General features: G+C 46.2%; 24 protein-coding genes. 10 read left to right on the top strand and 14 right to left on the bottom strand.

Going from position 1 to position 26,600, the window contains the following annotated elements:
• Positions 1-53: 53 nt before the first annotated feature.
• Positions 54-419, bottom strand: a complete 366-nt coding sequence (locus QUA77_RS15155; RefSeq protein ID WP_333450923.1) for a hypothetical protein — start codon at positions 417-419, stop codon at positions 54-56.
• Positions 420-777: 358 nt separating this feature from the next.
• Here QUA77_RS15155 and QUA77_RS15160 point away from each other — a divergent pair, with 358 nt between their 5' ends.
• Both QUA77_RS15160 and QUA77_RS15165 read left to right on the top strand, forming a co-directional pair.
• The gene (locus QUA77_RS15160) at positions 778-1,365 is read left to right on the top strand and encodes an acireductone dioxygenase (protein ID WP_333450925.1); all 588 of its coding nucleotides are present in this window, start codon (positions 778-780) and stop codon (positions 1,363-1,365) included.
• A 43-nt stretch (positions 1,366-1,408) separates the two neighbouring features.
• The gene (locus QUA77_RS15165; RefSeq protein ID WP_333450927.1) at positions 1,409-2,008 is read left to right on the top strand and encodes a class I SAM-dependent methyltransferase; all 600 of its coding nucleotides are present in this window, start codon (positions 1,409-1,411) and stop codon (positions 2,006-2,008) included.
• Positions 2,009-2,252: 244 nt separating this feature from the next.
• Here QUA77_RS15165 and QUA77_RS15170 read toward each other — a convergent pair whose 3' ends face one another.
• From QUA77_RS15170 to QUA77_RS15185, 4 genes are all read right to left on the bottom strand, one after another.
• The gene (locus QUA77_RS15170) at positions 2,253-3,071 is read right to left on the bottom strand and encodes a hypothetical protein (protein ID WP_333450929.1); all 819 of its coding nucleotides are present in this window, start codon (positions 3,069-3,071) and stop codon (positions 2,253-2,255) included.
• 203 nt (positions 3,072-3,274) lie between these two features.
• On the bottom strand, positions 3,275-3,748 hold the full coding sequence (locus QUA77_RS15175; RefSeq protein ID WP_333450931.1) for a DUF732 domain-containing protein: 474 nt from the start codon (positions 3,746-3,748) through the stop codon (positions 3,275-3,277).
• 212 nt (positions 3,749-3,960) lie between these two features.
• Entirely contained in the window at positions 3,961-4,581 is a 621-nt protein-coding gene (locus tag QUA77_RS15180; RefSeq protein ID WP_333206410.1) for a cupin domain-containing protein, read from the bottom strand.
• Positions 4,582-4,725: 144 nt separating this feature from the next.
• Positions 4,726-5,292, bottom strand: a complete 567-nt coding sequence (locus QUA77_RS15185; RefSeq protein WP_333073069.1) for a sigma-70 family RNA polymerase sigma factor — start codon at positions 5,290-5,292, stop codon at positions 4,726-4,728.
• A gap of 622 nt (positions 5,293-5,914) precedes the next feature.
• On the opposite strand from QUA77_RS15185, the gene QUA77_RS15190 reads away from it, so the two are divergent.
• The 3 genes from QUA77_RS15190 (at position 5,915) to QUA77_RS15200 (ending at position 10,397) form a co-directional block, all read left to right on the top strand.
• The gene (locus QUA77_RS15190) at positions 5,915-7,129 is read left to right on the top strand and encodes a DUF4331 domain-containing protein (RefSeq protein ID WP_333450933.1); all 1,215 of its coding nucleotides are present in this window, start codon (positions 5,915-5,917) and stop codon (positions 7,127-7,129) included.
• A 95-nt stretch (positions 7,130-7,224) separates the two neighbouring features.
• On the top strand, positions 7,225-8,631 hold the full coding sequence (locus tag QUA77_RS15195) for a hypothetical protein (protein ID WP_333450935.1): 1,407 nt from the start codon (positions 7,225-7,227) through the stop codon (positions 8,629-8,631).
• 263 nt (positions 8,632-8,894) lie between these two features.
• On the top strand, positions 8,895-10,397 hold the full coding sequence (locus QUA77_RS15200; protein ID WP_333450936.1) for a HoxN/HupN/NixA family nickel/cobalt transporter: 1,503 nt from the start codon (positions 8,895-8,897) through the stop codon (positions 10,395-10,397).
• Between the two features lie 120 nt (positions 10,398-10,517).
• Here QUA77_RS15200 and QUA77_RS15205 read toward each other — a convergent pair whose 3' ends face one another.
• The 3 genes from QUA77_RS15205 to QUA77_RS15215 form a co-directional block, all read right to left on the bottom strand.
• Positions 10,518-10,955 carry a DUF6918 family protein gene (locus tag QUA77_RS15205; RefSeq protein WP_333040283.1) on the bottom strand — a complete coding sequence of 146 codons (438 nt, stop codon included), beginning with the start codon at positions 10,953-10,955 and terminating at the stop codon, positions 10,518-10,520.
• A 373-nt stretch (positions 10,956-11,328) separates the two neighbouring features.
• Positions 11,329-11,511, bottom strand: coding sequence for a hypothetical protein (locus QUA77_RS15210; RefSeq protein ID WP_333450939.1), 183 nt, complete (start codon positions 11,509-11,511; stop codon positions 11,329-11,331).
• Positions 11,512-11,558: 47 nt separating this feature from the next.
• Positions 11,559-11,864 carry a hypothetical protein gene (locus QUA77_RS15215; protein ID WP_333450941.1) on the bottom strand — a complete coding sequence of 102 codons (306 nt, stop codon included), beginning with the start codon at positions 11,862-11,864 and terminating at the stop codon, positions 11,559-11,561.
• Positions 11,865-11,882: 18 nt separating this feature from the next.
• On the opposite strand from QUA77_RS15215, the gene QUA77_RS15220 reads away from it, so the two are divergent.
• The 3 genes from QUA77_RS15220 (at position 11,883) to QUA77_RS15230 (ending at position 15,631) form a co-directional block, all read left to right on the top strand.
• Positions 11,883-13,523: a Ycf66 family protein gene (locus QUA77_RS15220; protein WP_333450943.1), complete on the top strand. Its 1,641-nt coding sequence runs from the start codon at positions 11,883-11,885 to the stop codon at positions 13,521-13,523.
• A gap of 315 nt (positions 13,524-13,838) precedes the next feature.
• Complete coding sequence (gene cobQ / locus QUA77_RS15225; RefSeq protein WP_333450945.1) at positions 13,839-15,305, top strand: cobyric acid synthase CobQ; 1,467 nt, start codon at positions 13,839-13,841, stop codon at positions 15,303-15,305.
• Between the two features lie 89 nt (positions 15,306-15,394).
• Positions 15,395-15,631 (top strand): 2Fe-2S iron-sulfur cluster binding domain-containing protein, encoded by a 237-nt coding sequence (locus QUA77_RS15230; RefSeq protein ID WP_333040291.1) that lies wholly within the window; start codon positions 15,395-15,397, stop codon positions 15,629-15,631.
• A gap of 58 nt (positions 15,632-15,689) precedes the next feature.
• On the opposite strand, the gene QUA77_RS15235 is transcribed toward QUA77_RS15230, so the two are convergent.
• Complete coding sequence (locus QUA77_RS15235) at positions 15,690-17,024, bottom strand: hypothetical protein (RefSeq protein ID WP_333450948.1); 1,335 nt, start codon at positions 17,022-17,024, stop codon at positions 15,690-15,692.
• 95 nt (positions 17,025-17,119) lie between these two features.
• Here QUA77_RS15235 and QUA77_RS15240 point away from each other — a divergent pair, with 95 nt between their 5' ends.
• Positions 17,120-17,905, top strand: coding sequence for an SDR family oxidoreductase (locus QUA77_RS15240; protein ID WP_333040294.1), 786 nt, complete (start codon positions 17,120-17,122; stop codon positions 17,903-17,905).
• 182 nt (positions 17,906-18,087) lie between these two features.
• Here QUA77_RS15240 and QUA77_RS15245 read toward each other — a convergent pair whose 3' ends face one another.
• The 5 genes from QUA77_RS15245 to QUA77_RS15265 all read right to left on the bottom strand — a co-directional run bounded on the left by QUA77_RS15245 (position 18,088) and on the right by QUA77_RS15265 (position 24,628).
• Complete coding sequence (locus tag QUA77_RS15245; protein WP_333040296.1) at positions 18,088-18,867, bottom strand: photosystem II S4 domain protein; 780 nt, start codon at positions 18,865-18,867, stop codon at positions 18,088-18,090.
• Between the two features lie 238 nt (positions 18,868-19,105).
• Positions 19,106-19,930 carry an SWIM zinc finger family protein gene (locus QUA77_RS15250; RefSeq protein ID WP_333450950.1) on the bottom strand — a complete coding sequence of 275 codons (825 nt, stop codon included), beginning with the start codon at positions 19,928-19,930 and terminating at the stop codon, positions 19,106-19,108.
• A gap of 15 nt (positions 19,931-19,945) precedes the next feature.
• Positions 19,946-23,236, bottom strand: a complete 3,291-nt coding sequence (locus QUA77_RS15255; protein WP_333450953.1) for a DEAD/DEAH box helicase — start codon at positions 23,234-23,236, stop codon at positions 19,946-19,948.
• Between the two features lie 220 nt (positions 23,237-23,456).
• Positions 23,457-24,047, bottom strand: coding sequence for a Uma2 family endonuclease (locus QUA77_RS15260; RefSeq protein ID WP_333450955.1), 591 nt, complete (start codon positions 24,045-24,047; stop codon positions 23,457-23,459).
• Positions 24,048-24,121: 74 nt separating this feature from the next.
• Positions 24,122-24,628, bottom strand: a complete 507-nt coding sequence (locus tag QUA77_RS15265) for a hypothetical protein (protein WP_333040303.1) — start codon at positions 24,626-24,628, stop codon at positions 24,122-24,124.
• 289 nt (positions 24,629-24,917) lie between these two features.
• Here QUA77_RS15265 and serA point away from each other — a divergent pair, with 289 nt between their 5' ends.
• A complete protein-coding gene (gene serA, locus QUA77_RS15270; protein ID WP_333450958.1) occupies positions 24,918-26,501 on the top strand; it encodes a phosphoglycerate dehydrogenase in 1,584 nt (527 codons plus the stop codon).
• Positions 26,502-26,600: the final 99 nt, after the last annotated feature.

Here is a 26,600-nt window from a genome sequence, read left to right on the forward strand (position 1 = left end):
TTGCTTTCTATTATGCCATCAACTTGGCAAGGCAATTATCTCAGTATTTATACTCATTGCAAAACTGGGATGCTCCCACTTACTGTCCAATCTTTTTCCCTGAAAGAAAAGATACGGGCATCGTAAGTGACGCTAGTAGGAGCAAATTTGTTAACCGACTTCCCATCTTTTTTGGCTGTTTTTCTGTTACCAGAAACCCGTCTAATAGCATGGATTGCCAACTGCGCCGAAAGTCCAAACATATCTCTGACATCGTGATATATCAAGGATTGCATCGCCAGTTCATTTGTCAAGGTGGGCGACACAGTTTGATTCACATATTCACAAGCATTCGCGAACGCCTGAAGGGTTGCATCAATTTTGATGGACTGCTCAGGTGTTACTTGGAGCTTGCAAGATACTGTCAGGACTTGTTTCATGACAGGATGGTATCACTTATTGAAGAAATTCTGTTGCGTTTAGAGATAATTTGTTCAGCGGGTACGCCTCACGCGCATTCCTCCCGTCACTCAACGAAGTACCGTTAGATTGCGGGACTCCTGCTGTTTTAGTTGAAAGTTGTGAGTTTTTAGTTAAGCTGTGCGGTGCTTATGGCCCACCTTACATTAACTCCAGTAAATGTTATTAAATAAAAGTTAAAAAACCCCCAAAATTATTTGATGGGTGGTATTGCTTTGATGATGGGCGAGGCAGGAGATGGAATTTTAGCGATCGGCTATTATTGAAAATAAGCAGGAGTTTAGTTTTTGACGAAAGCTTAAAACAGCAGCTTAAAAAATGGAAACTAAATTTCCCTCAAAGCTCAACACATTAGGTGGTAATATGGCTGTTCTGCAACTAGAAGACGGTAGAACATATACGGATATCCGGGCGATCGCGAGTCAACTGGCAGTTTTAAATATTGAGATCGATTCCCTGCCCACAAACGAAAATCCGGCGTTTCAAGAACTGCTCGTTCAAGACATTCTCAATGTTACAGAAAAACAGCAGATTCTCGCAGCATTTAATAGCGAGTTTGAACAGTTCAAGCGCGCCAGCGGATATCGGTGGCGCGACTTAAAAGTGCTGCATCCAGGTTCGCAGCAGATTTACGCGCTGATGACTCAAAGCCATCGCACTCATACCCACACAGATGCAGAAGTTCTTCACATTTTAGCTGGGGAATGCGTTTTTGGGTTTGTGTATTCTAACGGCTCTCAGGTACAACTAATGCTGCAAGCTGAAGAATATATTAAAGTGCCTGCCAATACCGAACATTGGTTTTATCTCACTCCGTCGCTGTACTTGAAAGCCTTGCAGTATTACACAACTGCTCAAGGGTGGGTTCCTCAGTATACTAATCGGCAGTTAAAAATTAAAAATTAAGAGCCAGAAGAAGAGGGGAAATTTGTAGAGGAGGAAGAAGAAGATGAAACAGAATTGGGTGACTTACTATCAAGCGGTGGAAGGTCGCCCGCCGCATGAAACTTTGCTGAAAGCCTTGTCAATTTTTGACACGGAACCGTTGCTCGATCGTCCTCGATTCGCTGTAGATTTAGGCTGTGGCGATGGACGAGATACGGTGGAACTCCTGCGTCGAGGCTGGCGGGTTTTAGCGATTGACAGGGAACAAAATGCCTTCGATCGCCTGCTGGATCGTCCGATTCAACGCGATCTGCTGCAAACTCAATTGATGCGTTTTGAAACCTTAACTTTGCCTCAATTGATCGATCTAATCAATGCCAGTTTTTGCCTTCCTTTTTGTCAGCCCGCCGATTTCCCCCATCTTTGGGAAACGATCGTGACATCGCTAAATCCAGGAGGATATTTCTGCGGTCAATTGTTTGGCGATCGCGACTCATGGGCTGTTTATCCCGATCGCACTCATCATACTCGCGAACAAATTCAAGTGCTGCTAAAGTCCTTTGAGATTGAGTGGTTTGACGAAGAAGAACATCCTGGAGTAACGGCGCTAGGCGAGGAAAAACACTGGCATATTTTTCACATTGTTGCTCGTAAGAGAGATTAATATATATAGTGCCGACTGCTTAAAGAAGTCGGCACTCTCTTGAAGTCGGAGTTCTGGAAAAGTTGCAGATCGTTTTTACTGAATTTTTCGGAATTTACCGTTAAATTAGCTTCCTAATTGCTAAGTAATGAAAAATAAAGAAGGTGACTAATAGAGCAATAGTTTCCCTTGGATCAAGGCTTCTGGGGTTTAATTGTGCAAGTTGTTGATTTTTCATTCCTTAGTCTCGAACCTTTCTGATTTTTTAAATGCTCTCAGCTTTATTAGGTGTGGCCATTTCAATTTCTTCGCAACGCTGCAAAAGCGCTTCTATTTCCTGAGCTAAAAAAATTACTTCCGGCCAAGAAGAACCGTTAATTAAATCTTGAGCGTGAGCTAATTTGTTTCTCAATGCTTCTGCTGACTTTAAAAAACGCTCCCCGTAGCGTTTGGATTTGAGCCCCAACCGATCGACTATTTCAGCAGAAGTCAGGATTAAATCTCGCTTGTCGCAGAATTGCAGGTAATCGATTAAGTCAATTGCTTCATTTCGCGATCGCCCCAATTCCCACAGGTGTTTTGCTGCTAAAATGCGATCGCCCTTAAGCAATTTTTGCCAAGAATCCTGGGGAAAGTAAATCCGCACGATCCGCAATAAATTCATTTCCAGAAGCGTCACCAATCCAAACAGCAGCATCCGCACCGGTGCTTTTTGCAAATCGCCACAGGTAACGATACCGTTGATCCTGTTGCTTTCTAATACAAATAATCTCGGTTTTTCTCGCAGCAGCGGCAGCAATTCCATCAAAGGAGTCGAAGCGGCGATTAATTGTGAGGGGTGAAAAATTTGCTGGTAGTCACTGCACTTGCCTTTACCTAAGTGCGATCGTTCTACATAGCCGCAAACCGTGCCCTTTTCTTCAATACCGAGCACGTCAAAATCGCGGGCTTCCATCCACGATCGCAATTTGGCTGCATCATCGCAAGCGGGGACAGATTTCAGCGGTTCCGCGAGATATTTAACTGTAATGCTGTCTTTGAATAAATCCCGCAAGTCGGCGGAACTTGATTTTAAATGTTTCATCTCATGTCTGGTAATTTCATGGATCGTTGCGCGACAAGAGGACAATTAATATTGTAACTGCAACTAGAGACGCGGCATTACCGTGGGGAACATCTCAGTTTTGTAACAAGTATTTTTTACGAGTGGGAGGGGGACGATCGCACACGGATAGTAAAAGCAAAACTGAGATGCTCGCTTAGCGTGTCTCTCCAAATTTCATGATATTACTTACTGGCTAACTCCGGGCAATAATGGTTGGCGGCAAGAGTGGTAATAATATCGGCATCCGCCAGAAAACTTTCTTTGACAGTGGGATTTTCGATACTGACAGCTTGCCCGATCGCTCTTAATTTAACTTCCGGCAGAGAAACTCCCGCTTTTGCTTCCGCACACATTCTTTTAGCGGCCGCAATTTTTTGACCGGGCGCCCTTTGGATTGCTTGCAGTAAATTATCCGTGGCTTCGGGAGAGTAGCTTTTTGCTAAGCGTTTGTAGTCTTCGAGAAATTTGCCATCGTTTCCTGTCAGCTTAATGTCTGCTTCTTGAGGCGAACACAACAAATTTAAGTTAATTACTTCTCCCACTGAATTAACAAGAAAACATCCTTCGCGTTCTTGGGCGATCGCGCTTTGGTTGCTGGGTACAAATTGTATAATAACCGCGGACAGAAAAGCAGTTAAACGCGAGTAATTTAGCATGGTAATTACGTGATATACTTGGGATTTTTAACCGCATAATGCGGAGCAATATGGCGTTCTTGAGTTAGAGCGAGTCAGGGAAATTAACCGACGAAATACTTGGAAAAGCTAGTTTCACCAACACTCTCTAATTTCTACTAAAAATTGGCATACATAAACCAGCCCCGACTAACCGACAAGAAATCATTGCAGGAAAATCAACCGACATAATATCATACGAACATTTCGTTGTCTAGCGAAGTTTTCATTAACAGCAAACATCCCCCTCGTGTGAGGGGCGAATGTGTGGAACCGGGAACCGATCGAATGTAGTCGCCGTGATGGCAAATTTCCCCTTCTACAATTAAGTCTCCTTCTAATACAAAAACTTCCTCCGAGGCAGCGTGTCGGTGCAGGGGAAATGTTGCTCCCGGTTCTAGTCGCATCAAGCAGGTAATTTCGCGCTTTTTTTTGTCAATATAAAGCTTGCCAAACGAGACTCCCGGAACTCCATAAGATTTCCATTTGACATCGTGCGATCGCACTATTAAAGATGGAGTATTGTTCTCTGTTGGGCAAGTAACAATTGGCTTTAAATTGACTGATTCTACCGGGGTTGGCGGCCGTTCTGCTATGCGCTGGAACAGGCGGTTTTTGAGGTCGGGTGCGACGGGAACTGGGGGGGCTGTGTAGGCGATCGCGGCAATTGTTGCTTCCAAAGTAGCTAATTCACTTTTAATTTGTGCGGACTCTTTCAATTTCTCTGCAAATGCGCCACGTTCTGACTCGTCGAGGATATCGAGAGCTTGAAGGGCTGCAAGGATGTTATATTCCTCGTCTGGCATCATTTCCATCTGTTTTCCGCGATTAATTTTAATTCAGCCTAGGTTGATTTTAAATTTCAGATTTGTCTACTGCCCTCGCACTCAAGATGGATGATTGGAGATGCCATAATTTTAGATTGATGTTCAACAACTTAAATTTTGTTTTTTGACTCTCTAAAATTCTTCGCTCAAAGCTTGACGCAATTTGGAAATACCCAACCGAATTCTGGTTTTGATTGTACCTGTCGGGATACCAGTTTTAGTTGAGATCGCCGCGCAAGTCAATCCTTGGTAGTAGGCTAGTTCGATCGCCTCTTGCTGTTCCTTTGGCAGTTTTTCTAAGGCTGCTTTGACTTGTTCCCTGCGTTCTTTAAACATTGCATCTTCCATCGGTTCTGCAACGCTAGAGATGGGTACTTTAGCATCTTCCAGACAAGCTTCAGCCGCCCGGACTGTTCGCTGGATCGCTCGCAGGCGATCGAGGGAACGACTGCGGGTAAGCATGAACAACCAGGTATCTGCTCGACTGCGAGAAGGATCGTAAGTTGCTGCTTTTTGCCAAATTTGGGAAAAAACATCGAGTACAACTTCTTCAGCTTCTTCTACCGAACCCAGGATTTTGTAAGCGAGAGCATAACTTGGGCGACCGTAGCGATCGTAAAGTTTAGCTAATGCCGTTTGGTCTTTCCGGGCAATCTGCACTAAAAGCAGCGATTCATCGCCTGACTTCTGGCCTGTCATTTCAGTGTACCCAAAATTTTTGTTTTGACGGCACAGATCCAAAATTAACAATTCGGCGTATATCACTACAGAACATAATTGTAAGTTTGAAGTTGGGGGTACAAGCTGGAGTATGCCTTTTCCGGCTAATTTTGTCGTGCTTTGAATTGTAAAAATCCCAAGTTATCTTGAATTTTACCACCTGATTAGTAATTTTTTTGACACTTAGCAATCCGCTTTATGCACAAAGAATAAATGCCCGGAGCCTGAACAGTCAAACCAGCACCATTAACTCATTCCTAAGCTTTGTCTGCTAGCTCCCAAGCAGAGCATGGAAACCCATATAAGCGATACTCTGGTTCCACTAGATCGAGGGAAGCCGTGTCTCCAAGCAGGCGTTCCCAAGCATAGTCCGGGAACGAGTAAATGCTCAATAACGCACTTTTTTACATAAATTAATCTGGCAGCATAGATCCAAAATTGCCAAACCTTCGTATACCTCCAATAGGAGAAGGCTCAGCAACAGCCCCAAAGCCCGACAGGTTGACAGGTTAAAACCTGTTGCTACAAAAGTAAAACCCGCGAATGCGGGTTATTTACCATTGATTTGTGCAAAAATTTCATTGAAATACAGGTGCTAACTGTGAATCTCACAAAAAAAATTCGCCGAACCATACTAGCTATTGAAGTAGCTCTAATTGCTCTATTAACTCCAGGGATAATTGTCGCTTCCGACCACGACGACGGCGAAGTAGATATCAAAGGTCGCGCTGTAAATTTAACTGACCTGTACGTATATCGCGAAAAAGACCAAAACTCCGGTGCTGCGGACGGGGATTTAGTATTTACCATGAATTCAAATCCCAGGTCTGTAGCTCGCTATCAATATTATTTCAGCACTACAGCCCTCTACCAATTTCACATCACGCAGGTAGGTGACGTGAATTCTACACCTACTGGACGCTCGGATATTATCTTGCGGTTTGCCTTCAGTCCGCCTAACAATCAAGGTATGCAAGCGGTAGCTGTAACTGTTGTTCGCGGTGGCTCGGAGACTGTTGCTAAGACTACAGTTAACGGCGGGCTAATTGCCACAACTCCGCTGAATTCTAATGCTGTTTTGAATACAGTACCTGTGGGCGGTTCTAACTTGACTGTATTTGCCGGCTTGCGGGAAGACCCGTTTTTCTTTGATGTGGAACAATTTTTCCGAGTTCGCGCCACAGCTTTGGGAACAGGGCCGCGCACTGCTTTTAAACAACCGAATCAAGCGGTGGACTTTACTAAAGGTTACAACGTCAATACAATTGCTGTCCGCGTTCCGAAAGCGTTTTTGCAAGCAGGAACTGGGGCGAATACTTTTGATGTTTGGTCAACTGTTTCTATCAGAGACGGAGCTGGCGGTTTCAAACAATTCGAGCGTTTGGCGAGACCTGCAATTAATGAGGGTTTGATAGTTTCTCCCGCTTATCTGGAAGCATTTAATAATATTCCTCCGAGATTGGATTTGAGCGCTGCTGCTGCTCCCGTGCGGCAGGAAGCTGTTGCTACTCTGAATGCTGTGGATCTTTTGGACGGTCGGGATAATGTCGATCCAAATGCGATCGCCGGAGCTTTCTTGCCCGATGTCATGCGGATCGATACCACAAAAACCAGCGGCTACGCTAGCGCTACAAATGCTCAAGGAAGCTTGATCGGAGGTCGTATGCTGATGGACGACGTTATTGATATCACTCTGGGAGCTTTGGTAGGTTCTCCGGTTGGCGATAACGTTTCATATAACGGAACTCCGGGAAATCCGGCTCAGGGACACAAACCTTTAGAACCGAATTTTCCTTATTTGGCTTTGCCTAATTAGTCATTAGTCATCTGTCATTAGTTATAGTTTAGTGATTAATGACAGATGGAAAATTATTTTTTTAACCGCAGATGAACGCTGATTAAAGCGGATGTATGAAAACTAAAATTAAACCGGAAATAAAATCGGATTTTTTCTCGTGGTGGCTTCTGATAGCGGTTCCTTTATTTGGGATGGTAGTAGTGAATTTACCTCCTAATTTGCGTTTTTTTTCAGAAAAGTTTTCTAACAAAAGTCCCGAAAATCTCGATATTAATTACCGCTATCATTTTTCGGAAAGTTTGAGAAATAATCCGAATCAAAAGGAAGCAATTAAGCAAGAGATTGCTTTTTACCAGCAGCGGCTAGCTGTTGATTCCCGCAGCGGTTTGAACCGGGCGGCACTGGCGGGATCTTATTTGAAAATGGCTCGCGCAACAGGGGAGGGAGGTTGGTTTTTATTGGCAGAACAGGCGGCTCAAAGGTCGATCGCCGATTTGCCTTTTGACAACCAAGGTGCGCTGTTAGTTTTAGCTCGAATTGCCGAGGCAAGACACGATTTTGCAACTGCTTTGCGCTTTGCTAAACAGGCGGGTTCTGACAATGAAGATGCGATCGCCCTTTCAGTTACATCTCACTTAGCGATGGGTAAAGTGAGCGAGGCAAATGCAGCCGCAGAAGCCTTAGTTAACCGGATTCCTAACTTGGGTTCTCTCACTTTGAGAGCTTTAGTGAGAGAGTCTCAGGGCAGAGATGCTGAGGTTGTGCAGGATTACCGCCAAGCAATGGCTGCGGAGGAACCGGGAGAGGTTGCTGGTTCGGCGCGGGCCCGATCGCTTTTGGGTCGATTTTACGCGCGTCGCGGGCAGTTTGTGCAGGCGAAAGCGCTGTTTTTGGAGGCGCTGCGGTTGGTGCCGCGATACCCGCTGGCGCTGATTTATTTGGCGGATTTGGAGACGCGGCAGGGCTATTATCGGGAGGCGGAAGGCTATTACAGCAAGGTTTCTGCCTATTCTGGCGGGGTTGCGACTGTGTTCGATCGCATTGTCGATCGCGGTATTGCGAGGGTGAAGGATTTGCAGGGAGATGCGATCGAATCCCGGCGACTTCGGGAAAAAGCAGAAGCAGGGCTGCGACAGGAACAGGTTTCTGGATCGGGCGGTTTTGGCCACCGCAGGGATTTGGCAAGTTTGCTGCTGGAAAAAGGTCGATCGCAGGATGTCACGGAAGCGCTGGCGTTAATGCAGGAGGAGGTGAAAATTCGGCGGGACGCGGTGACGCTGGATACTTTGGCTTGGGCGCTTTCCGCCGCTGGGGAATGGCAAAAGGCCGATCGAGTGATGGCGGAAATAGTGCGATCGGGGATTCGGGATGCGGGGATGTTTTACCGGGCTGGTGCGATCGCCCGGAATTTAGGTAAGGATGCTGAATCTCGCGCTTATTTTCAAAAGTCCAAGGAAATTGACCCGAGTTTTGACGATCGATCTCGCCAAGCATTGGGCTTGGGAAGTTATGAATTTTGAGATTAACTAATAGCAGCCATCCTGCCAAGTTCGCCATTCCGTCAATCCGCCAGGGGTTGAAACCCCTGGCTCAAAGCTTAAGTCCTCTTGCATAGGACTGAAATGCACAATTGTTAAATTTGATTAGCTATTCAGTCGGTTTTAACCGACTTTCGCTATGAGACGGGGATTGAAATCCCCGGCGGGCTTGCGAGTAAGCGCGCTGGAAAAATCACAACAAAAACAAATAATTCATCCGAATAGCACTAAAAAAACCGGGATTTATGCAGTACAAAATGAACCGACTTTGCCAATTATTTATCCTGTTTTTTCTCACACTTTCATTGTTACTAACAACCTCAACCCGACCCGTTTACTCGCACTGGTCAGACTTATCCGTAGCAGAAATAGTAGTCAACGATTTGCAAACCGAAATAACATTAACTTTCCCAACCGGCTTAACAAACTTCGCCGACGACAATCGAGACAGCCAGCTACAACCTGCTGAAGTTCGCAGCCACCAAACACAGCTAGAAAAGTTTTTTAGCCAACAAATCCGCCTCACCAACAGTAGCAACATTCAAGGCTCCGTAGCAGTAAAACCGCTAGAAATAGCAGCTAAAAGCGCCAGTGTTATCCAGCAGCCCAATACCCACAGCACCTTAATTTTAGACTACACCTGGCCCGCACCTTCTCAAGATAAAACCCCCGGTTTACCTGACTCAATTTCCATCTCCAAACCAGAGAAATTGCGGATTAATTACAATCTGTTTTTGCCCGAAGTTCCGACAGCTAGCTGCCAAGCTACGATTGTACAAGCGGGTGCTGTAAAAAGCTTTGTGTTTACGCCGCAAAACCGCGACTTTTTGTTAGCAGGAAAGGAATCTATCTGGGATTCAGGTTGGAGTTTTTTACTAGCAATAGCGGGAGCATTTGCTTGGGGATGCGTGCACGCGATGTCGCCCGGACACGGAAAAACCATAGTCGGCGCTTATTTAGTTGGTTCGCGGGCTACTCCGATACACGCTTTATTTCTAGCAGCAACAACTACAATTACTCACACTGCCGGCGTGTTTGCTGTGGGCGGAATTACTTTATTTGCTTCTAACTTGATCGACCCGGAAAAATTAGATCCTTGGCTGAGTTTAATCTCTGGTTTATTAGTAGCCGTAATCGGGTTTAACTTACTCTTATCAAAAATTAAGACTAGGTTGCTAGTGAGGACTGAAGTTCTCAAAAAAATCAAAACTAAAATTTTTAATAAAAACTGGTTTTTAAGGAGTAAAGTCCTTACTGCGGAATGTGAAGAACCAGTAAATCTTTTGAGCAGAGGAAGCTGGGAGCGAGAATTTAAACCTGTAAAACCAGATATATCTCACCACTACCACCATCACGGAGACGGCCGGATTCACTCGCATTTGCCTCCCGGTGCTGACGGTTCTGCTATTACTTGGAAAAGCTTATTAGCGTTGGGAATTTCCGGCGGTTTGTTGCCTTGTCCTTCCGCTTTGGTGATGCTGTTGAGCGCGTCGGCTTTGGGCAATGTTGGTTTGGGAATGACGCTAGTGGTAGCGTTTAGTTTGGGATTGGCTTTAGTGCTGAGTGCGATCGGATTAATCTTAGTTTATGCCAAACAAAATTTTGAGAAACTGCCAAAACATATAACAGCAGTTAAATTTCTGCCCGCGATTAGTGCGATGTTTGTAATCTTTTTGGGGTTGGGAATTACCGGACAGGCGATGTTGAAAATATTGGCTGCAAATCAGTGGGTAATTGGCAATGGATAAGCATAAAATTAGGACTCTTTCTCCTAACTGCAAACTTACGAATAAGTCTGATTGTAGATACCCGATTTCTGGAAGAATCCGGGTATCTGGGTATCCTGTTTTTTAGCCGTTGCTCACTTATCAGGCCGCACTATGTTTATTAATAATTTGGGCTAAATCCGGTACTCCCTTTTCTACGTAAGTCTTAGCTGAGGGGCGGAGTTTGGCATAGGCGCCTTTAACCATCCCTCTTGTGCTTTTCTCGACCCTTTTGTCACTTATCTGGAGCAATTCGTCTGCTACTTCACCTTTTCTTTGAGCAAAATATTCGACTGGGTTGCCATTGTTTACGGCTTCAGTCCACATCGGATCGAGTGCGATCGAGATTTCTGGCAGAAGTTGATCGACAACTTGGGCGCAATAGTCAGCCCGTATCCCCTTGACAGTAGAGTAGGCAGCTTTAAGAGCCATACCACCCAATCCTGACGCTGCTGCAACTTGTTGGTCTATCAACTTTACACAGTCATCAACAAAAGTTTCTCTGTGGTTTTCATTCAAGAGAATATCACTAAGTCCCATTTTCACTTTCCTTGATTTAATAGTCAATGTGCTTATTAGCTTTAAGCTCAATCTGACATCATATATCTATTTTGAGCCTTTACTCAAGGTTTCCCAAGTTTTTTAAGGTTTGAATGTGTCTATGACACAACCTAATGTTGAGATTTGTTTAGTATGTTATGGGAATTAATGTTCTATCTGCTACTAATTATTTGCCTAGGGTTTGTAGTAAGGGCTTTAGTCCTTATTAGGTGATATTAATGAGGACTAAAGCCCTTACTACAAACTGATGAGTTGTGAACAGTCACATAAAAAATAGAACACCTCGAAAAAAATATTAGAAAGGCTCTGCCTAAGTCCGATCGCCCTTGCACGTATGATCTGGCACGTATCATTAGGATTGGACATTCGGCTTGATGCCCGCAGGTACTGCAACGATGGGAAGTTTCTGGGTTTGAGCCGGGCGATCGCTCGATCGCAATACCAAATTTTTCGGTAACGGCGCCGAAGTGCTTAGTCCGGGAAATATGTGAAGCGATAAGGTTAAGCCGGCAGCTAATAATAGTTTTTCTAACATGGCACTGTCTCCCATACATACGCCCTAGGGCATAATTCCTCTTACACCTACAACATATAAACATCCTCAGTCGCTTGGTGCGATCGCACGGGCATAGTTAAGTGACATCTATCACCACTGAGAAGGGGGTGATGGGGATAGGGGGTGTGGGGATAGGGGGTGATGGGCATTAGGGAAGTGGGGGAGAGTGGGAAATCTTTCATCGCACTTCTACCGTCAACATCCGTTGAGCGTGTTAAATTCCTTACATCGGTTCGTTGCCGAACTTCCCTACAAATCAAGAATTGTCCTAGAGAAAGAAGCCGTTGAGTCTCTCTCAAAGGTAGAATTAGCGCGTAGAAGTTATTTGACACAGCGGAGGTACCGACAAGATGCTTGCATACATTCTGGCGTTGGCGGTCGGTCTAGGCAGCTTCAGTATTTACATGGCGGCCTTCTTTTTTCCAGAAGTGCACCGCAAAAGTGATTTTACCTGGAGCGGGGTAGGGCTTTTTTATGCGTTAATTTTATGGGCTTGTGCGGGACGAATTACTGGTGCTCTCCTGCTTGGTCAAATGGCGGGCGTGGCGATGTTGGGCTGGTTTGCCTGGGAAACTCTGACTTTGCGCCGGCAGGTGACGCCCGTTGCTGAGCAAACGCCGATTCCTCAGTCGGCGAATTTGGCGGCAGCAGGCGTGCCGTTTGCTGGCTTGTTTGCCAAGAAAAAAGAACCAGCAGCAGCGGCGAAAAAACCTAAGTTTGTTCGATCGCCCAAACCGAAAACTGATGTGGTTCCAGCACCCACTCTGGATAAGGGCGAGGTAAAGCTAGAGGAACAGCCGGCGATTTCCCCCATAGCTGAAAGTATTGCTGAAAGTGCGCTCTACGAGGCAACGGCAGAAAGTGCGATCGCCCCTGACTTGAAAATCCCCGACTCGAAACCACCTGCAATTGCAGAAATACCAGTGTTTTCAGTCGAAACTCCTGCTGCTGAGACTTCACAACCCCTAACAGAATCAGCAGCCAGCAGCTTCACTCCTCCACCTCTACCTCTAGAAATTTCAGAAATAGCCGTTGCACCAAGTGTGGAGCCAGCAGAGGCTCAGCCAGAGCCTCAACAGCAGCCAGAAGCCGATGATTTTGACGAGGAAACAGAATGGAGGACAGCCGTTAAAGAGTCGCAGGCGGCAGCGGCGGCGGCCCCAACGGCGGCCCCAACTACTCCTCCTAAACCAGCTAAAAAATCCGGCGGTTTCGCAAGTCTGTTCGGCAATTTCAAAAATAGTCTCGGCGGTATGTTGGGACTCGGTGCGGGTAAAAACAAGTCTGATGCAAGTCCCCAGACGCCAAAACCCTCAGTGACTCCAGAATTGATCGCACCTGAATCTCAAATAACGGCAACTCCTGCACCGGGTATTGACCAGATTCTCGAATCCGAATTAGCCGAGGCGGCTGCGGAAGTGGCAGCCGAAAGTAGCAACACTGTTGTGGAAACAAGCCCAGGAGTGCCGTTTCCCAACGATGTTGAAGCAATGGCATTTTTGATGGCAACAGAAACCGCGAGTTCTGACAAAATAGGGGAAACTCCGATCGAAGATCGATCGTCCGCTGAAATCCAGACACCGCTGGCTGCGGTTGGTGAACCGGAAGCAGCAGCAGGCGTACTAGAAGCAGAAGCCCCTGCTGTATCTCTGGAAACCCAGACACCGCTGGCTGCGGTTGGTGAACCGGAAGCAGCAGCAGGCGTACCGGAAGCAGAAGCCCCTGCAGTATCGATAGAAATGACTGTGGTGGAAATGGCAGAGCCTGTAGAGATAGAAGTACCGGGAGAACCTGGGTTGAGCGTGCAGGTGGAAACGGTTTCAGTATCAGTGATCTCGATCGAATCTACAGGTGAAGAACTCTCTTCTGAGGCAGAAAAAACTGAATTGAGTCCCCCGAATCACCCCGATCCGAATCTAGTCGAAACTGCTAAACCGGCCACTGAATCCAAGTCTGAGAAGGTATCCGGCGAAGATCAGCCGTCATCTTGAGGCAGAAAGTAAAAGGTAGAAACCAGAATTTTTTTTATTCTGCCTTCTGCCTTCTTACTTTTTACTTCTGCCCTCTTCCTTCACGCTTGACTTCAGTCCTCAACATCGATCGGTTAAATCCGTTAAATCCGTTATGTGGTTTCCGATTGCATCGGAATAATAAAATTGAGTCAATAGTTAACACTCAACCATTTAGTTTTTAGACTCCGAGTCAACAGTTAACAGTCAACAATCAACAATCACGGACGGTGTAACCGGAATAGATATTAAATCCCTTACACTGCGCGTTGCCGAACTTCCTTCTCCCTTAATATTATGAAAGCAATTATGGTCGTGGGAACAACATCTCACGCAGGGAAATCTTTACTCGTGGCAGCTTTGTGTCGAATCTTTTCTCGGCGAGGCTGGCGGGTAACTCCGTTTAAAGGTCAGAATATGGCACTGAATTCCTATGTCACAGCGGCCGGCGGAGAGATTGGTTACGCTCAAGCAGTGCAAGCTTGGGCTGCGGGCGTCGCACCTTGGGTAGAAATGAATCCGATTTTGCTCAAGCCACAAGGAGACATGACTTCTCAATTAATTGTCAAGGGTCGGGCGATCGCCAATGTGCGAGCATCTCAATATTACGAGCAGTATTTCGATATCGGCTGGCAAGCTATTCGGGAATCTTTAGAATTTCTCAAGCAAGAATTTGACATGATTGTGTGTGAGGGAGCCGGCAGCCCTGCTGAGATTAATCTCAAACACCGCGATTTAACAAATATGCGGGTAGCTAAATATTTAAAAGCTCGAACTTTGCTAGTAGTTGATATCGATCGGGGCGGTGCTTTTGCTCACATTATCGGTACTTTGGAATTGCTCGATCCCGACGAACGAGCTTTAATTAAAGGATTCATTATTAATAAGTTCCGAGGACAAAAATCGATCTTAGATCCGGGGCTGACTTGGCTAGAAGAAAGGACGGGAATCCCGGTAGTTGGGGTGATTCCTTGGATAGACGAAGTGTTTCCCTCAGAAGATTCTCTCGATTTGCTCGATCGGCGTTCTCCCAATTCTCAAGCCGACATCAATATTTCGGTCATCCGCCTGCCCCGAATTTCCAATTTTACCGACTTTGACCCGTTAGAGTCGGAAACTAGCGTCAGCGTCAAATATGTCAGCCCAAAAGACCAGTTAGGCCATCCAGACGCCGTGATTTTACCAGGCTCTAAAACTACAATTTCCGATTTGCAAGTGCTGCGCCAAACAGGTATGGCAAAAGCTATTCAAAATTATTTAGTAGCTGGCGGTACAGTCATGGGAGTTTGTGGCGGCTTTCAGATGCTGGGACAAAGTATCACCGATAAAGAAGGGGTTGAGGGAGAAAAGGGAGAATTTCCAGGATTGGGGTTGCTGCCTTTGAAAACTGCGATGGCACCGAACAAAATTGCCCGCCAACGAATCGTAACATCTAACTATCCTCAACCGGGTTTGCCAGTTTCCGGTTACGAAATTCATCAAGGAAAAACGCAAATCCTAGAGTCAGATTTGACTCAACCGCTATTTGACGATGCTAGTTTAGGCATTGTCAATACTTCTCAATCAATTTGGGGTACATACCTGCACGGCATCTTTGACAACGGAGCTTGGCGGCGAGCTTGGTTAAATCACTTGCGGCAGCAGCGGGGACTCCGCGCCTTGCCTACAGGTATTCCTAATTACCGAGAACACCGAGAAACTCTGTTAGACTCTCTAGCAGATACCGTGGAAAAGCATTTAGATATCAAGCATATTTTAGGTTAATTAGTTAACAGTTGACTGTTGACTGTTGACTGTTAACTGTTAACTGTTGACTGTTGATTATTGTTTGTTATAGTTGAGGTTCAAATTCAATGACAAAAGTTTCTTTTTTACCAGATAACGTGACAGTTGAAGCTGAACCTGGAGAGCTTTTGCTAGATGTAGCTAAACGTGCAGGGGTTTCTATTCCTACCGGCTGTCTCATGGGTTCTTGTCACGCTTGCGAAGTAGAAATTGATGGCGGAGATACGATTTGTGCTTGTATTTCCGGCATCCCTTCGGGGAAAAAGCAAGTGACAATTAATCTGTATGTTGACCCGACTTGGTAATTTGTTAGTTGACGGTTGACGGTTGACCGTTGACTGACAACTGACAACTGACAACTGACTAATTTTTTTGCCATTCTTGCTGTTTCTTGCGAGCAGATTGCAGCCATTTTTGGGATTCGGGATAAACCGTTGTGCCGGGTTTGACGGATTCTAATTGATTGATAATTTGTTGCAACTGGCTGAGGGAGTAACCTGGATTTTGAGAATTCACATTATTTTGCAAGTTGGCAAACAAGTTTTTAGCTGCTTGCAAAGCTGTTGTAGAATCTTTTTCTGCTTGCAGTCTAATCTGGGTAATTCCTAAATTTTTTTGATATTCAGCGAGTTTAGTTTGAGCGTCGAGATAACCCGGATTATCGACTGAAATTAATTTTAGTCGGTTAATTCCTTCTTGCCACAATTCTGCTATTTGCTCCCACTGTGCGGCGGGATGGGGAGGTTTTTGGGAGGCGACGGCGGCGGAGAGAGCAAATTCTTTGGCAGCTTCAATTAAGTTGTCAGCCCGTACAGAACCGGTGGCGACGCCGCCCATTTCTTGAAAGTCTCTTTCTGCTGCTTTGAATGTTTTCTTAGCCGTTTCTCCCGCGAGGGTTTCGGCGGGAATTTGATTGAGTTGGTCGATCGCACTTTGCCAATTTACCGTCGCTTTTTGTCTGTCGGCGGCAGTTTTTGCATCTTGATACTCCTGTTTCGCGGCCTTTAGCGTTTGTTCGACTTGATTTAACTGAGTAAAAGCATTTTTTTGCTGGAAAATCTGAGCCTCCATCCGCCCCACATTTTTGCGGGCGGCTTCAAATTCATCGAATGTAAACCGCCAACTGCAGCGGAAAAAAGAGCAGTACCTCTTTGGGTAATAGCCGAGGAACCACACCGGTAAGGCGTCGAGATGTTTTTGCGCCTCTTTTGCTTTAATTTCGCCCAAGTCAAAATCAGCGACAGCAGTGGCTTTATTCACCAGTTGATCGGATTGTTCCACAAGGGCGATCGCCTGCCGGTAATTGTGATCCATACTCATAAAACTCGGCAGCAACAATATCGGCATTGTTTTGGCTACGGGCCAGCGAATCATCGGAAAAGGTAGATTTAGCAGCCAAATTATCCCCGCCGCACTTCCCAGCAAACTCCCAGCAAAGATGATTTTACCGAACAATCCCGGCGGGCGGTTGGCTTTGACGGCTGCTTTGAGAGCTTGTTCGCTGAAGTTGGGAAATTCGTCTTTGAATGTATCGCGGATTTCTTCTATTGAGGCGAAAGTGCCGTTTTGCAAGCGTAATTTCTCTAACCGCTTGATTACCATCCGTCGGTAGACATCACCGGCTAGACTATCAGCCGCCGCGCACTTGTCAACTTCGACCCGCAAAATTTCAAAAGCTCGATCGGTAAGACGCGCCATAAAACTCACCTATTCCCTTTTAATTATTTTACAGGTTCCCGTGTAAATAATTGTTAAAATATATAAAGCCCACATCAAATATCCGAATTAATTTCATGCCGACTGCTTTAATCACCGGTGCTTCTGGCGGAATTGGTGCAGCCTTTGCCGCCGAATTAGCCAAACGCCAGCACAATCTAATCTTGGTAGCTCGATCCGAAGACAAATTGCAACAGCTAGCTGCTACACTGCAACAGGAATTCAAAGTTCAGATAGAAGTAATCGTGCAAGATTTGAGCGCACCGGGCGCTGGAACTGCTGTATTTGAGACGGTTGTTAAAAAAGGTTGGACGGTTGATTTGTTGGTGAACAATGCGGGTTTTGGGGATTACGGTGTTTTTGCCGATCGCCCGCTTGCGAAACAACTAACAATGGTGCAACTAAATATTGTAGCATTAGTAGAACTTTCGCACTTATTTTTGCAGGGAATGCGCCAAAGAAATTCGGGAAGTATCATCAATGTTGCTTCTATCGCAGCTTTTCAACCCATGCCGTACTTATCAATTTACGCAGCAAGTAAAGCCTTTGTTCAGAGTTTCAGCGAGGCACTTTGGGCGGAAAACAAAGATTTAGGAATTGGCGTTTTGTGCCTTTGCCCAGGGCCGACTGAATCGGACTTTTTTGCAGTAGCTGAATTTCCGAAAGCTATGGCATCCAGCAGCGGGCAAAAACTCGTTCCTGCGGCGGAAGTAGTGCGAGATGCTTTGAAAGCTTTAGACAAAAATGAGTCTAATGTTGTGACAGGGGGAATTCCCAATCAAATCATCGCCAATATGCCTCGATTGATGCCGCGAGAACTTTTGGTGAAGTCGGTAGAAAAGGTGTTTCGGGCGAAAGCTTAATTACGAAGGAAGTTCGGCAAGGAAGTAGTCTATCTACGGGATTTAACGGATTTAACCGAGGTGGGTTCTAGGAAAGTTCGGCAACAGATTGTGTACGAGATTTAACCCATTTAGCCGAGATTGGGAAAAAGGAACAGGGGAAAAATTCCTAATTCCCAATTCCCAATTACTAATTCCGAGAATTACAAATATCGAGTTAACTGGACTCGATAGCGTTCCTTCTTAGTAACCGCAACTTCTCCAATTTCCAATCTTCCCTTGCCCGTAACAGCAATTAAATCTCCCGACTTGACATTATAACTAGCTTGAGTAATGTCTTTCCAGTTAACTCGCACGTCACCGCTGTCAATTAAATCGGCCATTTTGCTGCGAGACATTGCGAATCCAGCCGAAGCGACAGCATCCAATCTCATCGATGCTTCAACCGTGGTCATTTCTTTCTTTTTGGGTTCTCTAATTTTGAGTTCGCTCAACTCAATGCGGCGCGTTTGTACAGGAACCGATCGCACTTGCTGCAAACTCATCTCCAAATACTCTACCATCTCCGGCATGACAATGGCTTGCGCGCCGCGTTCTCCCAAAACAATCACATCGCCCGTTTTCTCGCGGACAATTCCCGTACCCAACATCGCCCCCAAAAAGTCGCGGTGAGAAGCTGTATCGAACAAGAAATTGCCAGCGATTTCTACGGCCGCAACGTTAACGCTACCAGAGTCGATCGGGATATCCGATCGCGCGATCGCAATTCTTTGTCTTTCAGCTTGCGGGTAGCCGCCCCAAGCCACTAATTCCACATCTGTTAACCGCTTAAATACCGTCAGAGTGTCCGCCAATTCTGGAGGCGACAGAAAATCAGTCAGAGTAACTTCCCAAGTTTTAATTGCTTGTTCCGCTTGGTCGAGCGCCCGCGCCACACATTCGCGGTTTTCAATGCCTTTTAACAGTTCTTCTCTTGGTAACATCAGTCAATTTTAGATTCTAATTTGAAATTGCCAAAGCTTGCTGTAACTAAAAAGTCTACTTTTTTAACAGTCGCACTAACTTAATTATAGTCTAAAATCATCAAATAACGATCTTACGATTTTAGTTGCTGGTAAAGCTGATATGATGAGCACGATTATTGTACCAAATCTATGAAGTCTTCGAGTTTAAGTTTTTGCAAGAGCTCGAGCGAGTATGGCAGCAAAATTGTCCACCCAACTACTTATTCTTCTTCACCCGCAAATACAGCTCTTCCATCGCCTCAATAAACGAACCATCCTTGTGCCAAAACTGTGGAAAATCTCCCTGTTTCTTCACCACGATCGCACTTACCCCACTTTGCGCTGCCACCTCAATCGTCTGCGGCAATCGCTTCGCACCATGCCAAAACTCCTTCAGGCTGACCGTTTGCGCCTCACTGGCGATCGCCCGCGTGTAATAGGAATCCACCGCCGCAGGGGCCGCTGCATCCGCCGTTAACTCGGCAGAAAGCGCCAAGCCCAAAGGCGTTTTTGCTAATTCGCGGTGCAGCACTTCCTTAGAAAGCCCCCGTAATTCAAACAGTAAAAATGGATCTTTGTCCAATTCGGCCGCCACCAAATAATAAACTCCGGCAATATGTTTGCAGGGATTGCTATAGTCTGGGCAAGAGCAAGTAGTCTTAAAGTCCTCGCGGCTGCTGGGTAAAAGGTGCAATCCGAGGGGTGCAAAAGCCTTTTCAATATTGTCGGGCATTTCGTTGAGCAGCAGCCGAGAAATGAAGCTGGCTTTTGATGCCATTTGGGCGATCGCCACTTTCCACTGTGCCTGACTAATCGCCTGAAACTCAATTTTAGTTTTGTAGAGTGGCTCCTTATAAACCCCAAAATAAGGATTTACCGACCCCCTTACTTCTGCCATCACTAAGCCATCATTAATCTTAAAGCTTTTTACCTTGTCATTCCGTGCATAGGCACGTCCCCGCCCGAGTCGCCCCGAATCTGTAAATCTTTCTAACGCATCGATAAATTTATTGCCCCACCAAGTCCGAGTAAATTGTGACATATTTTTTGGTTTCTCCTAATCTAAAACCGCATTTTTATTGAGCCTAATTAATTTCTTAAATGCCTCATTATCCAACTCAGTCAACCACGACTCATCCGCACCAATAATTGACCCGGCCAATTTCTTTTTGTCCTCAATCATTTGGTCAATCTTTTCTTCCAAAGTGCCAATTGCCACAAACTTATGCACAAACACATTTTTTTGCTGTCCGATCCGAAACGCCCGATCCGTCGCCTGATCTTCCACTGCCGGATTCCACCAGCGATCGAAATGGAACACGTGATTGGCTTTTGTCAGCGTAATTCCCACGCCGCCCGCCTTCAGTGACAGAATAAATACCGAAGGTTCAGACTCTGGATCTTGAAACTCGGAAATCATCCGTTCCCGTTTTTCGCGACTGGTTCCCCCGTGGATGTAGTAAGTGTTGTAATGTAGCGTTTGTTTAATATATTTTTCCAAGGCGCTTCCCAGTTCTGTAAACTGCGTAAATACCAATAAACTTTCGCCTTCTGCTTTGACTTCCTCAATCATCTCGATCAGCCGTTCCAGTTTGTGCGATCGCTCTGGTGTAAACTCACTTTCATCCTGCAAAAACTGGCGCGGATGGTTACAAATTTGCTTCAGCTTCAGCAGTGTCGCCAAAATCATCCCCTTGCGCTTCATCCCTTCCGCCGCATCAATTTCTTGTTCTACCTCTTTCACAATCGCTTCATAAAGCGAAGCTTGCTCGCGGGTGAGATTGCAGTAGAGTTTTTGCTCAACTTTGTCGGGGAGATCCTGAATAATCGACTTATCGGTTTTCAGGCGCCGGAGAATAAAGGGTTCCACTAATTTTTTGAGCGCTGCCGATTGCGTGCGACTCCCATTTTTTTGAATCGGGATTTCAAATAACTTCCGAAACTGTGCCTCTTTGCCCAGATAGCCCGGATTGAGGAAATTAAAAATTGACCATAAATCCAGCAATCTATTTTCCACGGGTGTTCCAGTCAATGCCAGTCGATGGGTAGCGGGTAACTTTAAAATCGCCTTGGTTTGCGCCGCTTTCGGATTTTTAATATTCTGGGCTTCATCAATTACCACGCGATGCCACGCTACGCTGCTCAACAGCTTCTCATCTTTTCGCACCAAGGTAAAGGAAGTAATCAACATATCGCAATCTTGAACGGCGGCTTTGAATTCCTTGGCATCTTGCAAGCGCCCAGGACCGTGGTGTATGAGCGATCGCAATTCTGGAGCAAACTTTTCCATTTCCTTTTGCCAGTTGCCAACTACGGAAGTGGGCGCAATTAGCAGCGTGGGTAGAACCGAAGGTGCGATCGCTTTTTCTGTCTTTTTTTCTGTCTCTTTTGTAGTAGATAAAACTTCCCGCTCTTGCAATAATCGAGCAATTACCTGCGCCGACTTACCCAAACCCATATCATCAGCAAGACAGCCATTTAATCCCAAACTTTCCAAATAACTCAACCAAGAAACGCCGCGCTTTTGGTAATCCCGTAACTTGCCCTGAAACTTTGCTGGATCTGCAATTAACTCTAACCGACTCTTATCGTTCAGCTTCTCCAACATATCCGATAAAGCCCGATCGCGCTCAACCTCCAACTGTTCGCTCGCTTCTCCTTCTGCCGTCAACTTCATAAAGTCAATCAGGCTTAAATCGGGGTTTTCTTGGCGATGTTTTTTCCAAAACTCCAACATCTCCTGCATCTTGTCTTTGTCCAGTTCCATCCATTGTCCTCGGAACTGCACCAGCGGTGTTTTGCTATTTACTAACGCCTGCCATTCTTGTTCGCTAACCCGTTCACCCCCGATCGCCAATTCATATTGATATTCCACCAAGGAATCCGCCGAAAACAATCCTTTGCCCTTGATTGCAGCGCTCTTGCTGCCCTTCCCTTTGACTTGCAGGCGAATCTTCGCCCGCTGTCGTCCCTTCGGCGTCCACCAAGCGGGGACAATCACTTTGTATCCGGCATCTTCTAATACCCAAGCCGACTCGCTGAGAAAGGTGAAAGCATCATCTAAGCTGAGGGTAATGTTAACGGGTTTGTCGGTTTCTAGCCCTTGCCAAAGTTGGGGATAAATGCGGGCAGCGTAGCCGAGATTTGTCAGCAAATGTTGCTCAAAGTTGTCTCCGAATTGTGTTTGCAACTGCTTTTGTTGAGTCGATCGCGATCGCCAATAATCCTGCAACGGCATCCGCAGAGATGGGTCTTTTTTCGCAGCCACCTGAAACTCTAAAACCCAAGGCTGTTCGGGGTTTTCGGGGGATTGTAGTTGAAAGCAGAGGGAGAATGAGTCAGCAGATTGATTGCGCGTAATGCGATCGCGCCAGGTTTGCCATTGCCGGTATTGTTCAAGGCTTACTCGCGCGATTTTTCGTGTTTGGTTGAGGCAGATTTGGAGTAAAGAATCCGCAATCTTATTTTCAAACGATGCTGGGATAGGGGTTTGAGTGACAATTTCCGCGATCGCACACTCGGAAAAATGCCGCAGCAACCGTTCGCGATCGTAGAACTTTGGTGTATCTTGTAGCTGGATCTTCCGAAAACCGGACACACAAACTAAAGGCATCCATTCAACATAGCGTTGTAAATCAGTTTCGTACTGTGTTGAAACAATTTCCCATCCCGGATAAATCTCAAAGCTGGGTTCAATTTTGGCAGGTGTTTTTGGAGTTTTTGCAGTTGTTTTGGTTTTTGTCTCGCCCGCTTTCTTACGCCCGCGCGCGGCTTTCTCAGCGGGTTCGGATGTTTCGATGGGTGCGATCGCGATCGGAGCAGTTTCTCGATAGCGCAACGCCGGAATATAATGATCTTTCAGAACAATTTGCTTAAAACTTTGGGTGTAGTGATACCAAAATAGCAAGTCTGAACCAAACTGAACTTCTGCTACATCGTAGAGGGCAAAAAAATGCAGATCGTTCAATACTTTAGTCAAAGTGTGGGTGGCGATGCACACACAATCAACTTGCCAATACTCCAACTCAAATGTTTCGGGTAACTCTGTCTCTAAATATCGCGCTAGTTCTAAAGAGGGCAACGGCTGGTTGTCGGCAGTGGGCAGTAAAAAATACCGAGGGACGATCGCGTATTCTCGCCCCATCGCACTTGTATTGCTGACTGGTGACAGTTGAATCCCGGCTTCTTTCGTTAGAAACTCTCTTAACTGTGCCGTCCCCAATTGTCGGGGATGAACCTTAGCAGGCTGTTTTTTCTTTTGAGTGGTTTCAACCCAAAGACAAAAAGTTCCACCTTGAACAAAACTCTCTTCTATTTGAGGAATCCAAGTGCCGTGGAGGATTTTCATAGGTCATACCAAATGCAACCTTTGGCAGCCTATCATATCATGAATGAGTGGGAAAAGATAAGAAGGCGGTTGAAAGCAGGTTTATATAAACCATGTCTGCTGGATGCCGACTAAAGAGAATAAAGTAATTTTACCCCAGTTGTACTCTTTACTCTTTAACCCGCCTCTGCGGGTTTTGACTTTATAGATGCGGTTTCAAACGCCGAGTCTTCTTACAAATTTAGAAAAGATCTGTTAAATCCAACACAAAACCGGGTAGTACATCTTCACCGGACAGAGTTGCAGGTTCATCTAAAATTTCTACTTCTCTACCTTGACGGGAGATTTCTACTTTTCTATTTTTGCGATCGAGCAACCATCCCAACCTCGCTCCATTTTTCACATACACTTTCATTTTAGCCCGCAATTTTTCTAGGGAGTCGGTGGTCGAGCGCAATTCCACCACAAAATCGGGACAAATCGGCGCAAATTTCTTTTTTTCTTCCGCAGTTAAAGCATCCCACCGGTCGCGCCGAATCCAAGCAGCGTCGGGAGAAATATCAGTACCGTCGGGCAGTTTAAATCCAGTTGAAGAGTCAAAAGCAATTCCCAAATGCTTATTTTGTCTGCTCCAAGATTGAAGTTGATACGATAAGTCAATGTTGAAATTACCCGTCTCGCTACCTGTAGGTGGCATAATAATCAATCCTCCACTAGCAGTGCGCTCAAATCTTAAATCCCGGTTGTCTATACACAACTGAAAAAACTGCTCATCAGTTAATTCGAGCGTTAATTCTAGGGGAGAATGTAGGGGGATAGTTTGTAATTCCATAACTGCCTCCAAATATTACACGAGTTGAATGTCAACAGTTAACAGTTAACCGTCAACTGTTAACAAACAAATAACTAAGTCTCTGTATAACCTTGGATATTTTCGGGTTTAAACTGCTGCAAAATCTTCGCAGCTTTCCCAGTCAAATCATCAGTACCCTTAACCGCAATCAAAAATTTACCCGCATTCAAACGGTTGCGGTAGGGCAAAGCATCGCCGCTACCAAAAGCCATACCGCCCGCGCCTCCAACAAAAACGCTGCCCATTGCAGCGGCGATCGCACCTAGCACTCCGCCGATCGCGTGATCGCCAATTTCGCCCGCCCAGGCAAAAGTCTTCAACTCAGTCATCAGACTGAAAGTAACGCCAGCAATAAAGCCAAAGGGAATCAGCCAAATAGCCATGAGTTTAGCTTGTTTCTTCGCTTGCTGGTTCGGGTCGATCAAGCCAAATTCATCAGCAGTTTTGTAGCCGCGGCCCAAAATACTCACTTGCTTCATAGGCAAGCCTTCTTTTTCGAGAGCACAGTAGGCAGCTTCGGCTTGAATTCGATCGGACAGTACGGCGATAAGATAATTCATTAGAAAACAATTCCTGATAGTTAGGCTTGAATACCCAAAGTCTATTATAGACCGAAAAGACATACTAGCTAAGCACTTGGGGGATTTTCAGACACTCAGAGAGTCCGATCGCCCGCAAAGCTAAAATATTTCATGCAAAAAACGGCCGACCTTGACCGAATACAGATACAATTCAAACTGCACAAAGGCAAGCTTGAGCTGAGCTGTTAGATACTGCTCTAAGTCTAAGTCTCAACTTTGAGCTCGCCAACGCTCGGTCTATTTTTACTATTGCACTCAATTGCTTGCTATGCCTAAAGTTCTAGTATCCGATCCGATCGACCAAGCCGGAATTGACATCCTCTCCCAAGTCGCGCAAGTTGACGTAAACACAGGACTCTCAGCCGAAGAACTGGTACGAATTATTCCAGATTACGACGCTTTAATGATTCGTTCTGGCACCCAAGTTACCAAAGAAATCATAGAAGCCGGGAATTCACTTAAAATCATCGGCAGAGCCGGCGTCGGCGTAGATAATGTCGATGTACCCGCCGCTACCCGCAAAGGAATTGTAGTCGTCAATTCCCCCGAAGGCAATACGATCGCCGCCGCCGAACACGCCCTCGCCATGATGCTCTCGATGTCCCGCCACATCCCGGAAGCTAACGAATCCGTCAAAGGTGGTAAATGGGAACGCAACCGCTTTATCGGTGTAGAAGTTTACAAAAAAACTCTCGGCATCGTCGGTTTGGGCAAAATCGGCTCCCACCTCGCCGCCGCCGCCAAAGCAATGGGCATGAAACTGCTGGCCTACGACCCCTTCATTTCGACCGAAAGAGCCGACCAGTTGGGCTGCCGCTTGGTAGAACTCGAACTGCTGATGCGCGAATCCGACTACATCACCCTGCACATCCCCAAAACGCCGGAAACCCTGCACTTAATTAACGCTGAAGTGCTCTCGAAAATGAAGCCCACGGCCCGCATCATAAACTGCGCCAGAGGCGGAATCATCGACGAAGCAGCCCTCGCAGAAGCCATCAAAGAAGGCAAGATCGCCGGCGCAGCTTTGGACGTTTACGAACACGAGCCGCTGGAAGCTGATTCCCCGCTGCGGAGTGTCGGCCAAAACATTGTGCTGACGCCCCACTTGGGAGCATCCACAGCGGAAGCTCAGGTGAATGTGGCGATCGACGTTGCCGAACAAATTCGCGATGTACTGTTGGGATTGCCCGCGCGATCGGCTGTCAACATACCAGGAATTTACCCAGACTCGATCGAAAAACTCAAACCCTACCTGCAACTCGCCGAAACCCTCGGCAACCTCGTCAGCCAGCTAGCCGGAGGCCGAGTCGATTACCTCAACGTTCAACTGCAAGGCGAATTGGCCAGCAACCAAAGCCAGCCCGTAGTCGTCGCCGCCCTCAAAGGCCTGCTCTCCCAAGCCCTGCGAGAGCGCGTTAACTACGTCAACGCCAGCATCGAAGCCAAAGAACGCGGAATTCGCGTCGTCGAAACCAGAGACGCCTCAATTCGCGACTACACCGGCTCCCTGCACCTCTCGGCCAAGGGAACCCTCGGCGAACACACCGTCACAGGTGCAGTGCTCGGGGAAAGCGAAATTCGGATTACCAGCGTTGACGATTTCCCGGTCAACGTTTCCCCCACTCACCACATGCTGTTTACCCTGCACCGCGATATGCCGGGGATTATTGGCAAAATTGGTTCCCAATTGGGCAGTTTTAATGTCAATATTGCCAGTATGCAGGTAGGCCGTAAAATCGTGCGAGGCGATGCGGTGATGGTTTTGAGCCTCGATGACCCTCTACCAGAGGGGATACTGGCTGAGATCCTAAAAGTTCCGGGAATTCGGGATGCTTACACGGTAAATCTTTGACGGATTTTGGAGTTTAGATTTTGGATGCAAGGGCTGATAATTGGTAATGGGTAATTGGTCATTGGTCATTGGCAAGAAAGCGGGAATTTTTCTATTAGC

This window comes from Microcoleus sp. K5-D4, assembly GCF_036704575.1.
In the GTDB taxonomy this organism is placed as follows: Bacteria; Cyanobacteriota; Cyanobacteriia; order Cyanobacteriales; family Microcoleaceae; genus Microcoleus.

Bases quoted from the DNA above. Each gene is read 5' to 3' on its own strand.
- QUA77_RS15155 (WP_333450923.1), bottom strand. From the start codon at position 419: ATGAAACAAGTCCTGACAGTATCTTGCAAGCTCCAAGTAACACCTGAG.
- QUA77_RS15160 (WP_333450925.1), top strand. From the start codon at position 778: ATGGAAACTAAATTTCCCTCAAAGCTCAACACATTAGGTGGTAATATG.
- QUA77_RS15165 (WP_333450927.1), top strand. From the start codon at position 1,409: ATGAAACAGAATTGGGTGACTTACTATCAAGCGGTGGAAGGTCGCCCG.
- QUA77_RS15170 (WP_333450929.1), bottom strand. From the start codon at position 3,071: ATGAAACATTTAAAATCAAGTTCCGCCGACTTGCGGGATTTATTCAAA.
- QUA77_RS15175 (WP_333450931.1), bottom strand. From the start codon at position 3,748: ATGCTAAATTACTCGCGTTTAACTGCTTTTCTGTCCGCGGTTATTATA.
- QUA77_RS15180 (WP_333206410.1), bottom strand. From the start codon at position 4,581: ATGGAAATGATGCCAGACGAGGAATATAACATCCTTGCAGCCCTTCAA.
- QUA77_RS15185 (WP_333073069.1), bottom strand. From the start codon at position 5,292: ATGACAGGCCAGAAGTCAGGCGATGAATCGCTGCTTTTAGTGCAGATT.
- QUA77_RS15195 (WP_333450935.1), top strand. From the start codon at position 7,225: ATGAAAACTAAAATTAAACCGGAAATAAAATCGGATTTTTTCTCGTGG.
- QUA77_RS15200 (WP_333450936.1), top strand. From the start codon at position 8,895: ATGCAGTACAAAATGAACCGACTTTGCCAATTATTTATCCTGTTTTTT.
- QUA77_RS15205 (WP_333040283.1), bottom strand. From the start codon at position 10,955: ATGGGACTTAGTGATATTCTCTTGAATGAAAACCACAGAGAAACTTTT.
- QUA77_RS15210 (WP_333450939.1), bottom strand. From the start codon at position 11,511: ATGTTAGAAAAACTATTATTAGCTGCCGGCTTAACCTTATCGCTTCAC.
- QUA77_RS15220 (WP_333450943.1), top strand. From the start codon at position 11,883: ATGCTTGCATACATTCTGGCGTTGGCGGTCGGTCTAGGCAGCTTCAGT.
- cobQ (WP_333450945.1), top strand. From the start codon at position 13,839: ATGAAAGCAATTATGGTCGTGGGAACAACATCTCACGCAGGGAAATCT.
- QUA77_RS15230 (WP_333040291.1), top strand. From the start codon at position 15,395: ATGACAAAAGTTTCTTTTTTACCAGATAACGTGACAGTTGAAGCTGAA.
- QUA77_RS15235 (WP_333450948.1), bottom strand. From the start codon at position 17,024: ATGGCGCGTCTTACCGATCGAGCTTTTGAAATTTTGCGGGTCGAAGTT.
- QUA77_RS15240 (WP_333040294.1), top strand. From the start codon at position 17,120: ATGCCGACTGCTTTAATCACCGGTGCTTCTGGCGGAATTGGTGCAGCC.
- QUA77_RS15245 (WP_333040296.1), bottom strand. From the start codon at position 18,867: ATGTTACCAAGAGAAGAACTGTTAAAAGGCATTGAAAACCGCGAATGT.
- QUA77_RS15250 (WP_333450950.1), bottom strand. From the start codon at position 19,930: ATGTCACAATTTACTCGGACTTGGTGGGGCAATAAATTTATCGATGCG.
- QUA77_RS15255 (WP_333450953.1), bottom strand. From the start codon at position 23,236: ATGAAAATCCTCCACGGCACTTGGATTCCTCAAATAGAAGAGAGTTTT.
- QUA77_RS15260 (WP_333450955.1), bottom strand. From the start codon at position 24,047: ATGGAATTACAAACTATCCCCCTACATTCTCCCCTAGAATTAACGCTC.
- QUA77_RS15265 (WP_333040303.1), bottom strand. From the start codon at position 24,628: ATGAATTATCTTATCGCCGTACTGTCCGATCGAATTCAAGCCGAAGCT.
- serA (WP_333450958.1), top strand. From the start codon at position 24,918: ATGCCTAAAGTTCTAGTATCCGATCCGATCGACCAAGCCGGAATTGAC.